The 14,042-nt window shown below is 45.4% G+C and carries 9 protein-coding genes; 5 read left to right on the top strand and 4 right to left on the bottom strand.

Features of this window, described 5'->3' with window-relative positions:
• Positions 1-186: 186 nt before the first annotated feature.
• From IQ263_RS12745 to IQ263_RS12735, 3 genes are all read left to right on the top strand, one after another.
• Positions 187-672 (top strand): GNAT family N-acetyltransferase, encoded by a 486-nt coding sequence (locus IQ263_RS12745; RefSeq protein ID WP_194067756.1) that lies wholly within the window; start codon positions 187-189, stop codon positions 670-672.
• The gene (locus IQ263_RS12740) at positions 618-812 is read left to right on the top strand and encodes a hypothetical protein (protein WP_194067755.1); all 195 of its coding nucleotides are present in this window, start codon (positions 618-620) and stop codon (positions 810-812) included. The genes IQ263_RS12745 and IQ263_RS12740 overlap by 55 nt, the downstream gene beginning before the upstream one ends.
• Positions 813-953: 141 nt before the next feature.
• Positions 954-1,160: a glycogen debranching protein gene (locus IQ263_RS12735; RefSeq protein ID WP_194010468.1), complete on the top strand. Its 207-nt coding sequence runs from the start codon at positions 954-956 to the stop codon at positions 1,158-1,160.
• Between the two features lie 380 nt (positions 1,161-1,540).
• On the opposite strand, the gene IQ263_RS12730 is transcribed toward IQ263_RS12735, so the two are convergent.
• From IQ263_RS12730 to IQ263_RS12715, 4 genes are all read right to left on the bottom strand, one after another.
• Positions 1,541-2,209, bottom strand: coding sequence for a 2OG-Fe dioxygenase family protein (locus IQ263_RS12730; protein WP_194067754.1), 669 nt, complete (start codon positions 2,207-2,209; stop codon positions 1,541-1,543).
• A 238-nt stretch (positions 2,210-2,447) separates the two neighbouring features.
• Positions 2,448-3,212 (bottom strand): HpcH/HpaI aldolase family protein, encoded by a 765-nt coding sequence (locus tag IQ263_RS12725; protein WP_194067753.1) that lies wholly within the window; start codon positions 3,210-3,212, stop codon positions 2,448-2,450.
• 92 nt (positions 3,213-3,304) lie between these two features.
• Positions 3,305-3,817: a hypothetical protein gene (locus tag IQ263_RS12720; RefSeq protein WP_194067752.1), complete on the bottom strand. Its 513-nt coding sequence runs from the start codon at positions 3,815-3,817 to the stop codon at positions 3,305-3,307.
• A gap of 873 nt (positions 3,818-4,690) precedes the next feature.
• Positions 4,691-4,945, bottom strand: a complete 255-nt coding sequence (locus IQ263_RS12715; protein ID WP_194067751.1) for a hypothetical protein — start codon at positions 4,943-4,945, stop codon at positions 4,691-4,693.
• 281 nt (positions 4,946-5,226) lie between these two features.
• Here IQ263_RS12715 and IQ263_RS12710 point away from each other — a divergent pair, with 281 nt between their 5' ends.
• On the top strand, positions 5,227-7,281 hold the full coding sequence (locus tag IQ263_RS12710; protein WP_194067769.1) for an FAD-dependent oxidoreductase: 2,055 nt from the start codon (positions 5,227-5,229) through the stop codon (positions 7,279-7,281).
• A gap of 394 nt (positions 7,282-7,675) precedes the next feature.
• Complete coding sequence (locus tag IQ263_RS12705) at positions 7,676-13,492, top strand: HAMP domain-containing protein (protein WP_194067750.1); 5,817 nt, start codon at positions 7,676-7,678, stop codon at positions 13,490-13,492.
• Positions 13,493-14,042 lie beyond the last annotated feature (550 nt).

Genomic DNA, 14,042 nt, shown 5'->3' with positions numbered 1-14,042 from the left:
TGACTAATGACTAATGACTACTGACCAATGACCAATGACTAATGACTAATGACCAATGACTAATGACTAATGACTACTGACTAATGACTACTGACCAATGACCAATGACTAATGACTACTGACTACTGACCAATGACTTCTGCTATATTTTTAATTGTTGATTGTCGCTTACTACTTAATTGATTTATGTCTGATGAGGTGATTTTGCGTCCAGCTACCCGCGCAGATGTGCCGGTGCTGTTTGATTTGATTAAGGCTTTGGCTGAATACGAAAAATTATCTCATGCCGTTACTGGTAATGCGGTTGATTTGGAAAATCATTTGTTTGGCGCGAGACCTTTTGCAGAAGCGATTCTCGCAGAGTCGGAAAATCGTGTTGTGGGCTGGGCGCTGTTTTTTTATAATTATTCTACTTTTTTGACTCAGCCGGGGATTTATTTGGAAGATTTGTTTGTGCTTCCTGAGTTTCGAGGGCGCGGTATTGGCAAGTCTTTGATTGTTTATTTGGCGCGGTTGACAGTTGAAAGAAACTGCGGGCGTTTGGAGTGGAGTGTGTTGGATTGGAATGAATTGGCGATCGGATTTTACAAGGGTATTGGTGCTGATGTGATGCCCGAATGGCGGATTTGCCGGGTTGCGGGGGAGTCTTTGGCGAGTTTGGCATCGAAGTAATTCGATCGGCGGGCGATCGTCCTCCGACTCTCAGAAACCGGGTTTTTTGGGGGCTTTACGGCCTGCAACCTCTGTATTTTCGCCAAAAACTCGATTTCGACGCACCCGTGCGTCAATTCTCAGAAACCGGGTTTTTGTGAGCTCTGCAATTGAGAAGGAAATATTTTCGCAAAAAACCCAGTTTCTCGGCCCCCCTGTTTTGTTAGGTAAATTCCAGTCAATAATTGCCCAAAATATAGGAAAATTTAAGTAAAAGTAGATTTACATTGAGAGAGCAGATCGTGGTTATTTGGGTAAACGAGCAAATCGATCCGTCGGGCATTCTTTATTCTTGCATTGCTTGTTGCGATGAGACTCAAGCAAAGGAATGTCACGAATCTTTTGAGCAGAATTTGACGGCAGATCAAAAGCAGCAGGGCTGGGTTGCTACCTTGCGGACTGTTAGTTCTTGGGATGAGGTGCCTGTTAATGCTTTGAAATTGAATTGATCGACGCAAGTCAGTCGATTTTAGATACTTCGGCTTCGCGAGCGTACGAGTTTTAGATTTTAGATTTACTTGCAGCTTCGTGAATCAACGGAGCCCGAAGTGGAGTCTAAAATTTGGGAATTGAGCCTGACGTGAGTGTCGGAAAGCAAGTTCCAGTTTTGGATCTGGTCATCAGCAGATTGAGTTTGCTGTATTTCGTGTAGCAACGGCCGGAAAATACAGCATATAAGTTCGGAAAATGCAAGATAAGTCGATCGCACATTTGTGAGTTGCTAGATGCAGGTTTGTAGTAAGGACTTTAGTCCTGATGGACTAAACGCCAGAGAGAGGACTCGCATTCCGAACGATCGAACGAAAGACACCCAATTTCCCAACTCTCCTCAATCGATCAGCAAACTCGGAGAAGTCAGCACAAAGACATCCCTGGTTCCCACCCCTTCCAATTCCGGTTTAATCGGCGTAGTAAAGTGGAAAAACTGGTGGTCGTCAACCAGCAACAACTCTCCCGGCTGCAGAACTTTATTAAAAACAGGCTTCTCTTTTTTAGCCAAATACAAATGCGTTTCGCCGCCCACAACATTAGTGCGATCGACCGAGAAAATCCCGATAAAATCAGTACCGTCTTGGTGAATGCCTTCCGGTGCGGGGTTACCAAAATTGTGCGGCGAACAAGTCGTCCTGATTTGATGCACTCCGATTTCAGCTTCCGGGTGAATTTTGCAGGAGTCGAAAAAAGCAAAAATTAGTTGTTTGAAGTTATCGAAGGCAATTAGCCGATCGTCCAATTCGGCAAATTCCCGCCTGATATCGCCCACCAACGGATTGTATTCTTTACTTTGAAACAAATAGCCGTGAGGTAACTTAACTAACTCATTTCCGTTCACGACAAACCGCGACAATCTCCTCGAACGATACTTACCCTTAATATAAGGATCTACAGGCATATCGTCAAAAAAATGCTTGAATCCTTCCAGCTTAATCGAGTTTACTTTTTTGAAAGTAAACATGAAAGCATAGTCCAATTGAATGGATTCTAATACCGTTTCCATAGATTATTCTCCATGAATCCTTGCTCCCCTGCGAAAATTTGCCCTAGGGAGGTGTATGTTTCTAGTCTAGCTTAGGTTTTTTGTGAGTGTCATTAAAAAAAAATACAAAAATTGCAAAGATATCGTAAAGATGGCAAACGATATTCGAGCGACGCGCCAACCAATTAATTCCCGCAATCTAAAATCTAAAACTTGTACGCGACTTGTCCGCTGGCGTAGCCGAAGCAAGCCGAAGTATCTAAAATCGATCAACCGCTTTCACCAGCGACTGACAGGCCCGCAGGAAAACGGCCACATCCACCCCAAGTGCAACGTACTGAACGCCAGCATCAATCCACTGCTGGGCGATTTCGGGGTTTTCGGCAAAAGTACCCGCCGCTTTGCCTGCACTGCGGATGGTTTGTACCGCCTCCTGCATCATGTCGATGACTCGGGGATCGCGCACTTGGCCGGGAATGCCGATCGACTGCGACAGATCGTAAGGCCCCAGAAAAATCACATCAACCTGCGGCACCGTCACAATTTCTGCCAGATTGTCAATGCCACCCTTACCTTCAACATGAATCACAACCAAAGATTCATCGTTGAGTTTGTCAGTAATATTTGTACCTGCCGCCGTGTAAAGTCCCGCCCGCGTAGCAAAGGAAAGGCCGCGCGAACCCAGAGGACTGTATTTAGCACTTTTGACAGCCATTTCCGCATCAATTTTGCTTTCAATTTGAGGTACTTGAACGCCCGCGCTGCCGATGTCGAGAGCTCGTTGAATTTGCGGCCCGTCGTTTTTGCGGACGCGAACAATCGGTGCAATGCCGCAGCAGTCGGCCGCGCGGCACAAATCTTCAGCAGCAAGTGGATGTAAGGGGCCGTGTTCCATGTCGATGACGGCAAAATCAAATCCAGCATGACCGCAGATTTCTATGAATGCGGGATAGGCGCAGTTCATGAATAAACCGAGAACAGTTTCGCCTTGTTTGATTTTTTGTTTAAGTTGGTTGTGACGCATGATTTTGATGTTTTTTTACCGCAGATGAACGCGAATTGACGCGGATTTTTTTAGATTTTATAGATCGTCATAATAAGTAGCAATAAGTTGATTTAGGTTAAAAGAATTGAGAGAAGTTTTTTGGCTGCTTTTGCTTCTATTTTAAAGGGAATTAAGCACAAAAGCCATGCTAAAAAAAACATTCCTAGAATTGGCAAAAATATTGCTCCCACCGATGGTTCGACAAACCAAGCAAATAAAGAAAATGTTCCAATACTGCCAGTAGTCCACAGCCAAAGAATCATCAATCCTAGCACGATTTTATGCAATACCATCCTGATTTTGATGGAACAACCGAACGGTTGAGAATCGATATTTCCTTTGATAATTGGCAAAAATAAATTGCGGCCGATCGCGATGCGATTGATTTGGAAGGTATTGCCCGAAATTGTGCCTTCATAAGGTTTGGCAGGTGGCGGGGCGAAGGGTAGAATGATCCTAAAAAGTTTGGGAGGAGTGACAACTTCCTCCAACCTTTGCAAAACTTCAGAAAAGGTTAAACTTGTCGTAATTGTTAAACTCTCAAAAAAAATCAACGCTCTAAAAAATTGGACTATTTTGAGCACAAGCTCGCTCCTGCTTTTAGATAGTGGTAGATGGTCTTAATTCCTATTATATAAAACAATTTTGCCGTGGCCGCACCGCAAAATACCAGTATACTGCAAAACAAACATTTAAATGCTATGAATATTTTTCGCTGATGTCAAGATTAATGCCCCAACCAGCGATGAAACTGCGACGGTATCTATTGTCGCTCAAAGGTCTATCGCTCGTCAGCTTCACCCTCAGCCTAATTACCTCAATCTCAGCTATTACCCCAACATTAGCCGCGCCGACTCGCCATCGAGGCAATCAACTAATCGGCAGTTAAAAAGGCTTGCTAGCGTGGCGCACAGCGCACTTAACCGACATTATTGATTTGCCGGTCAAATTTCCTCTCAGGGAACTTCCGCACTGGATCGACCTGCATTGCATTCCTTCCCAAAATATCTTAAACTTATCTGCTATAGGGTATGTTTAGCTGTATGACATCTACGGTTTCTGCATCAATAAATGATTTAGACGATTCAAGTCAGATGAAAGATCGAGTCAGTTTGACCTGGCGTGAGTTTTTATTAGAGTTAGTTTGAATTGCAGAATAGTGCTACAATCAAATGTAATTTTTCCTAAATTTTTATTTTGCCAAATATGCTCGTAACTACTCTAACTAAGTTTACTTGATAAGGATTTAATAGGGAGCATCTCACTTTTGCAGCCAAGCTAGAAATTGGAGGTAGGAGGCAGGAGACAGGAGACAGGAGGAAAGAGGAAGAAAGAAGGAGTCAAAAGAAGTCTTTTTAGAAATATGAGATGCTCCCATTTAATATTTTTTTGGCTTCTATGCCCTTCGGAAATTTTGGATGTGTTTAATGATTTTGTCTGATTTATGCAAAACTTCATCAAAAGTTAGATTGCTCGAAATTATAGCGGTTATCAAAAAAGTGAAGTATGCCCAATCCCTCCGCTTCGCTCCGCCCAATCCCTCCGCTTCGCTCCGCCCTATGCCCTATGCCCAATCCCTCCGCTTCGCTCCGCCCAATCCCTCCGCTTCGCTCCGCCCAATCCCTCCGCTTCGCTCCGCCCAATCCCTCCGCTTCGCTCCGCCCAATCCCTCCGCTTCGCTCCGCCCAATCCCTCCGCTTCGCTCCGCCCAATGCCCGCTCCCGGATAGTACCTCATATTTCTGAAAAAGGCTATATACCAATCTAAAAATGTAGCAAATACTTATAATATTTAATAATTTTGCTCGTTGACTTAATCCTGATATTCAAACTGTGTTTTGTTGTTAAAATTTGTCTAAAATAAAACAACTGCCCCGATCGCGCCGCGAAATACCAGTATTATAGAAATTCATTCACTTTTTGGTCATTGGCTGTAAGTGTATTGATTTGTGTTAAAATTTAACCTAAAATTTCTGATGAAACTTCCGAAGTATATGTTTTCGCTCAAAGGTCGATCGCTCGTCACCTTCACCCTCAGCCTAATTACCTCAATCTCAGTTATTACCCCAACATTCGCCGCACCGACTCGCAATCCCGACAAAGAGGAAACTTGCGACATTCTCGTAGCAGGCGGCGGGCTCGCAGGTGCCGCTACCGCCTACGAAGGTTTGCTGGCGGGGCGCACCGTTTGCATCACAGAAATTACTGACTGGGTAGGCGGTCAAATTTCCTCCCAGGGAACTTCCGCACTCGATGAAAGAGACACTCAGCGATCGCTCTTATTTTACCCCCGCGGCTACCTAGAATTGCGGCGGCGAATCAAAGAACATTACGGGAGGCTAAATCCCGGCGGCTGTTGGGTTAGCTATTCCTGTTTCATGCCCTACGACGGCCACAAAATTTTATTTGGCATCTTGCAAGATGCTGCCAAAAAAGGCAACGGTAAGCTAAAATGGTTTCCCAATACCGTAATTAAAGAACTAGCAATTACTCCGGCTGTGGCGGAGAATGCCGTTGGCGGACAACAAATTAAAAGTGCGATCGCCATTCAACACAAACCGGCCCCAAACACCCCGCCAATCAACACCGAAACCCTGTCTAAAACCATCGAAGATGCCTATCGCTACGAAAATTCAGCGCGATTTAACAAAACTATTATTCGGTTTATTCCCAAACCACCTAACCAATCAAATTCAAAACCTAGAGGTGCAGATTGGTACGTTGTAGATGCGACAGAAACAGGCGAATTAATCGGACTTGCCGATGTTCCCTACCGCCTCGGAATTGACCCGCGTTCCCCTCTCGAACCTTCCTCCGCCAGCCCCGAAGGCGACCCTTACTGCACACAAGGTTTTACCTACACCTTTGCGATGGAAGCAACGAAGGAACCACAGCAGCATCAAATACCATCTTTCTATCAACAATACGCTCCTTACTACAGTTACGAACTGGCTAGATTAGCCAGCTTTCCGCTAGTTTTTAGCTACCGCCAAATTAAAACCATGAGACCGGATGAGCCGCGCCCTTCCGACCCCAAGAAATTCCCGATTTATCCTGGGGATATTTCCATGCAAAACTGGACTTGGGGGAATGACTACCGTCCCGGTTCGGCCGAGGATAATTTAATTTATTCTCGCGCGCAATTGGAGGCTAACGGTCAACTGCAACCGGGCGCATGGATGGGTGGTTTGCGAACGGAAACTTTGCGCCGTGGCGAAGAAAATGCTAAAGGATTTTTCTACTGGTTGGTAGCAGGAACTACTGACTCGCAATTAGGTAATGGAGTGAAAAAGCCTTATCCAAATAATCGTTTTTTGAGCGGTTTGGATACGCCGATGGGGACTGTTCACGGACTTTCTAAATATCCTTATATGCGGGAAGGCCGGCGGATTATTGGGCGCCCGACTTTGACTCAGCCTCAAGGTTTTACAGTGTGGGAAGTTGATATGTCTCGGACTGACTTTAGGGCGGATTTTTACCGCGAGAATTTGTCGAAAGAAGAGTACCGAGATTTGTGGTTGGCTGTGGGTGGTTTGAATGCGCCGGCTTTGGCTGTGGGAAGTCAGACTGTTGAGGAGACAAAATCGCGATCGCGCGCCCGGATTTATCCTGATAGTGTGGGTATCGGTCATTACGCGATCGACTTTCACCCCTGCATGACCAACAGCCCGCCAGAAGCGCCGGGAAACACCGAACGCGAAGGAACTCGCAAAGGCCAAGGACAAGCTTATCCCTTCCAAATACCGCTGCGGGCAATGATCCCTCAAAAAATTGATAATATGTTAGTCGCGGGTAAAAGTATTGCTACCAGCCACACGGCGGCGGCGGCTTATCGAGTGCATTCTTTTGAATGGTCTGCCGGCGCTGCGGCGGGCATTACCGCTGCTTTTTCCCTACAAAATCGGATTTTACCCTATGAATTAGTAGACGAATTACCCGCCCGCGAGCCGAATTTAGAGGCTTTGCAATTGCGGTTACAACAAAATCATAATCCGATCGCCTTTCCGGGTACTTCTATCTTCAATAGTTCGTGGCAAAATTGGAAATAATCGCACTTGGTAAGTAGATTACTATCATAAACACCGATCGCGCGATCGGACGACCCTCCGTTCTCCGGCTGCAGACTAAACTCCGCACTACAAACCTTACTTATTGCAGTTCGCGCGATCGGACGACCCTCCGTTCTCCGGCTGCGGACTAAACTCCGCACTACAAACCTTACTTATTGCGGTAAATTAACAGGATATTATATTACCCGATCCATGCCAATTTACCATCAACCTTTTGACAGAAGCAATCAGCCACTAATTTAGTCAAACAATAACAATACCATCTCAAAAAAACTGATTAGAGCGACGCTTGCCGCCCGCAAGCCAGATATCTTCCACCACCAACGCCTTCTAGCCGCGCCAAACCCCTTCCAACTCCCCAAAGGTAACAGTAATGTCAACTGCAGAACTAACAAAACCCAATCCAAATAATGTTTATGCCAAACAGCTACTCAGAACCTTAGTAGCTGTCAAAAAAGGAGACTTCTCAGCTAGGATGCCCATAGACCAGACAGGTCTAGCCGGGAAAATTGCTGACGAACTTAACGACATTATCGAACTCAATCAGAGAATGGCCGCCGAACTCGATCGCATCGGCACAGTTGTCGGGAAAGAAGGCAAAATCGCCCAGCGGGCCACCATCGGCAACGTTGAAGGTTCCTGGGCAGCTAGCGTCAATTCTGTCAATACCCTAATTACAGATTTAGTGCAACCAACCTCAGAAACCGCCAGAGTAATTCGGGCCGTAGCAAAAGGAGATTTATCGCAAACCATCCCCCTAGAAATAGAAGAAAGACCACTCAAAGGGGAATTCCTTCAAACAGCCAAAATTGTCAACACAATGGTAGACCAATTGAGTTCCTTCGCCTCAGAAGTAACCAGAGTTGCTAGGGAAGTAGGAACCGAAGGCAAATTAGGCGTACAAGCAGAAGTGGAAGGAGTAGCAGGAACCTGGAAAGATTTAACAGATTCAGTTAACTCAATGGCCGGTAATTTAACAGCCCAAGTCCGCAACATTGCCGAAGTGACAACCGCCGTAGCCAATGGCGATTTATCGAAAAAAATTACCGTCGATGTTAAAGGAGAAATTCTCGAACTGAAAAACACGATTAACGTCATGGTGGATCAGTTGAGTTCCTTCTCATCTGAAGTAACCAGAGTTGCTAGAGAAGTAGGAACCGAAGGCAAATTAGGCGTACAAGCAGAAGTCCAGGGAGTTGCAGGAACCTGGAAAGATTTAACAGATTCAGTTAACTCAATGGCCGGTAATTTAACAGCCCAAGTCCGCAACATTGCCGAAGTGACAACCGCTGTAGCCAATGGCGATTTATCTAAGAAAATTACTGTCGATGTTAAAGGCGAAATTTTTGAACTGAAAAACACGATTAACATCATGGTGGATCAGTTAAATTCCTTCGCCTCAGAAGTAACGAGAGTTGCTAGAGAAGTTGGTTCCGAAGGTAAACTTGGCGGTCAAGCAGAAGTTAAAGGAGTTGCGGGAACTTGGAAAGATTTAACTGATAGCGTTAACTTCATGGCCGGCAGTTTGACATCACAAGTCCGCAACATTGCTGATGTGACAACCGCTGTGGCCAAAGGCGATTTATCTAAGAAAATTACTGTTGATGTTAAAGGTGAAATTCTGGAGTTAAAAAACACCGTCAACACGATGGTGGATCAACTTAATTCCTTCGTATCAGAAGTAACCAGAGTGGCGCGGGAAGTAGGAACCGAAGGCAAATTAGGCGTACAAGCAGAAGTCCAGGGAGTTGCAGGAACCTGGAAAGATTTAACGGATTCTGTTAACTCGATGGCCAACAATTTAACAGCCCAAGTCCGCAACATTGCTGATGTGACGACTGCTGTTGCTAACGGTGACTTATCTAAGAAAATTACGGTACAGGTTAAAGGCGAAATCTTAGAACTAAAAAATACCATTAACGTGATGGTGGATCAACTTAATTCCTTCGCCTCAGAAGTAACGCGGGTGGCGAGGGAAGTAGGTTCGGAAGGTAAACTAGGCGGTCAAGCGGATGTCCGAGGCGTAGCAGGAACCTGGAAGGATTTAACGGATTCTGTTAACTTTATGGCCGGTAGTTTGACGGCGCAAGTGCGGAATATTGCGGCGGTGACGACTGCTGTAGCAAATGGCGATTTATCTAAGAAAATTACTGTTGATGTTAAAGGTGAAATCCTAGAGTTAAAAAACACTGTCAACACGATGGTTGACCAGTTAAATTCCTTCGCCTCAGAAGTAACCAGAGTTGCGAGGGAAGTAGGAAGCGAAGGGAAATTAGGCGTGCAAGCTGAGGTGAAAGGAGTTGCAGGAACCTGGAAAGATTTAACTGATTCAGTTAACTCGATGGCGGGGAATTTAACAGCCCAAGTCCGCAACATTGCTGAAGTGACAACTGCTGTGGCCAATGGCGATTTATCTAAGAAAATTACTGTCGATGTCAAAGGGGAAATTCTTGAACTGAAAAACACGATTAACATCATGGTAGATCAGTTGAGTTCCTTCTCTTCAGAAGTAACCAGAGTTGCGAGGGAAGTAGGAACCGAAGGCAAATTAGGCGTACAAGCTTATGTGCGCGGGGTAGGGGGAACTTGGAAAGATTTAACTGATTCTGTTAACTTGATGGCGGGAAATTTGACGGCGCAGGTGCGGAATATTGCGGAAGTGACGAAGGCGGTAGCAAATGGAGATTTGTCTAAGAAAATTACCGTTGATGTTAAAGGCGAAATTCTGGAGTTGAAAGATACTATTAATGTGATGGTGGATCAGCTTAATTCCTTCGCTTCTGAGGTGACGCGGGTGGCGCGGGAGGTGGGAACTGAGGGTAAATTGGGCGGTCAAGCTGAGGTGAAAGGAGTTGCGGGGACTTGGAAAGATTTAACCGACAATGTAAACTCGATGGCGGAGAATTTGACGGCGCAAGTGCGGGGTATTGCTAAAGTTGTGACGGCGGTGGCGAATGGCGATTTGAAGCGTAAATTAATCCTGGAAGCTAAGGGAGAAATTGCGACTCTGGCTGATACGATTAACGAGATGATCGATACGCTGGCGACGTTTTCCGATCAAGTTACTACAGTGGCGCGGGAAGTTGGAATTGAAGGGAAATTGGGTGGTCAGGCGAAGGTTCCGGGTGCGGCGGGGACGTGGCGAGATTTGACGGACAATGTGAATGAATTGGCGGCGAATTTGACTACTCAGTTGCGGGCGATCGCCGAAGTGGCAATTGCTGTTACCAGAGGCGATTTAACGAGGTCAATTTCCGTCGCTACTGAAGGAGAAGTTGCCATTGTCAAAGATAATCTAAACCAGATGATCGCCAATCTCCGGGAGACCACGCATAAAAATACTGAGCAAGATTGGCTGAAAACAAATCTGGCTAAGTTCACTCGAATGCTACAAGGTCAGCGGGATTTAGAAACAGTTTCTAAACTAATTTTATCTGAACTGACGCCGCTGGTTTCTGCTCAGCATGGTGTATTCTTTTTGATGGAATCTATAGAACACGATCCGTTTCTCAAACTGTTAAGTACCTACGCCTACCGGGAACGCAAGCATCTAGGAAATAGATTCAGTTTAGGCGAAGGTTTGGTCGGACAGTGCGCCCTGGAAAAAGAACGAATACTGTTGACGGAAGTGCCGGAAAATTACGTTAAAATTAGCTCGGGATTGGGAGAATCTTCGCCGCTGAATGTCGTGGTTTTACCCGTATTGTTTGAGGGACAAGTGACGGCGGTAATCGAGTTAGCTTCGTTCCGCCGCTTCAGCGAAATACATTTGACATTTTTAGACCAACTTACAGAAAGTATCGCGATTGTTTTAAATACAATTGCGGCGAGTATGCGGACGGAAGAGTTATTAAAACAGTCGCAGTCTTTGACAGAAGAGTTGCAAACTCAGCAAAGGGAACTAACGGAAACTAACAAGCGTCTCGAACAACAAGCGCAGTCGCTCCGCGCATCTGAGGAACTGTTGAAAAATCAGCAGGATGAGTTGCAACAAACGAATGAAGAATTAGAAGAACAAGCTGAATTGTTGGCGCTGCAAAATAAGGAAGTTGAGCGGAAAAACCGAGATATTGAACAGGCGAGGGCGTTGCTGGAAGAAAGAGCCGAACAGTTGGCTCTAACTTCTAAGTATAAGTCGGAGTTTCTGGCAAATATGTCTCACGAGTTGCGAACTCCGCTGAATTCGCTGTTGATTCTGGCTCGATTGCTTTCTGATAATCCTGACGGCAATTTGAGTTCTAAGCAAGTTGAATACACGCGCACTATTTATTCGGCGGGAACTGATTTGTTAGAGCTGATTAATGACATTTTGGATCTTGCTAAGATTGAATCGGGCACGATGTCGGTGGATATTGAGCAAGTTTTGTTTGGGGATTTGCGAGAGCATTTGGATCGAACTTTCCGCCAAATTGCTCTGGATAAGAAGTTGAGTTATCAAATAGAGCTTGAGGCTGGGTTGCCAAAAGGTATCTATACTGATGCTAAACGGCTGCAACAAGTTTTGAAGAATCTTCTCTCTAATGCTTTTAAGTTTACTGAACGGGGTGAGGTGAAGTTGCGTGTCGAAGTAGTGCGGGAAGGGTGGAGTTTAGAGGTTGAAGCTTTAACGAGTTCTGCTACTGTTTTGGCTTTCTCGGTTAGCGATACGGGGATTGGGATTTCTGCTGACAAACACAGGGTTATTTTTGAGGCTTTCCAACAAGCTGATGGTAGCACTAGCCGGAAATACGGGGGCACGGGTTTGGGTTTGTCGATTAGTAGAGAAATTGCTAATCTGTTAGGGGGAGAAATTAAGTTGACGAGTCGCGCTGGTGAGGGTAGTAAATTCACGCTTTATCTGCCGCAAACTTATCAAGAATCTGGCATAATGAACGATCGCGATTCTGGAACCGACAACCCAACGCCCCAGTTGCCGCCTGGTGTTTCTGTGACTGTTCCTTCGCCGAATTTCCATTTGCCCATCGCGCCTTATCCGTCGGTTACAATATCTGATGACCGAGAAAATATTGAGAGTGGCGATCGCATTCTTTTGATTATCGAGGATGATGTCAATTTTGCTCGGATTCTGGTGGATATGGCGCAGGAACAGGGTTTTAAAGCTTTGGTTGCTTTGCGGAGCGATATCGGTTTGGCGATGGCGCGAGAGTTCAAGCCAACTGCGATTATGCTTGATCTAAATTTGCCTGTGATGGATGGCTGGACGGTGCTCGATCGCCTAAAGCACGACGCGAGTACGCGCCACATTCCGGTTCACATTGTATCAGTTGAAGAAGGGCGGCAGCGCAGTTTGCAGTTAGGGGCGATCGCCTATTTACAAAAGCCTGTCAGTCATGAGGCGCTGAGCAAATCTTTGACTGATATTAAGGGTTTTGTGGATCGACCGGTGAAAAATTTGCTCGTTGTCGAAGACGACGCAACGCAACGTCTTAGCATTGTGGATTTAATCGGCAATCACGATGTTTCAACGACGGCTGTGGGTAGCGGTGCAGAGGCGCTAGAAACTTTGAAGTCTGGGCATTTTGACTGCATTGTGCTCGATTTGGGACTGCCAGATATGACTGGTTTTGAACTGATCGAACAGATCAAGCAAGAGCCGAATTTGAAAAGTTTGCCGATTATTATTTATACGGGCAAAGAGTTGACGAGAACTGAAGAAACTCAACTGAAGCGCATGGCGGAAACAATAATTATTAAAGATGTGCGATCGCCAGAGCGGCTTTTGGATGAAACTGCTTTGTTCTTGCACCGAGTCCAAGCAAATTTGCCGGAACCGAAGCGCCAAATGCTAGAACAGTTGTATCAAACAGATTCGACACTCGCGGGCAAAAAAGTCTTGATTGTTGACGACGATGTGCGGAATATCTTCGCCCTCACGAGTATGCTGGAGCGCCATCTAATGCAAATTGTGTTTGCTGAAAACGGCCGAGAGGGTATTGCTCAGTTGCAAAATACGCCTGACATAAATATTGTGTTGATGGACGTGATGATGCCGGAGATGGACGGTTACGAAACAATGGAAGCAATTCGCAAGATGCCTCAATTCGGTTCGCTACCAATGATTGCTCTTACCGCGAAAGCTATGAAGGGCGATCGGGAAAAATGTATCGAAGCTGGAGCGTCTGACTACATCACGAAGCCTGTTGATACGGAACAATTGCTCTCGCTGCTGCGCGTTTGGCTTTATAGATGAAATAAGTCATTAGTCATTAGTCATTAGTCATTAGTCATTAGTCATTAGTGATTAGTGATTAGAGATTAATCATTAAGCTGTCGGATATTTAAATTGTATGTCAAAAAACAATTCCCCGTCTTGTGGGGTGTCCCGCCCGCCCTGAATATACAATTTAAATGCGCTACAGCTTAGTCATTAGTCATTGTGGATTGTGGGCTGTGGACTGTGGGCTGTGGACTGTAGGCTGTGGACTGATGACAAATCACAAATAACTAAGGACTAATAACAAATAACAAATAACTAAGGACTAAGGACTAAGGACTAATGACTAAGGACTAATGACTAAGGACTAATGACTAAGGACTAAGGACTAAGGACTAAGGACTAAGGACTAAGGACTAAGGACTAAGGACTAAGGACTAAGGACTAAGGACTAATGACTAAGGACTAATGACTAAGGACTAAGGACTAAGGACTAAGGACTAAGGACTAAGGACTAAGGACTAAGGACTAAGGACTAAGGACTAAGGACTAAGGACTAAGGACTAATGACTAAGGACTAATGACT

It is taken from the genome of Tychonema sp. LEGE 06208 (assembly GCF_015207505.1).
GTDB lineage: Bacteria > Cyanobacteriota > Cyanobacteriia > Cyanobacteriales > Microcoleaceae > Microcoleus.
The sequence above is the reverse complement of the archived record's forward strand: the minus strand, read 5'-3'. Positions and strand labels throughout refer to the sequence as shown.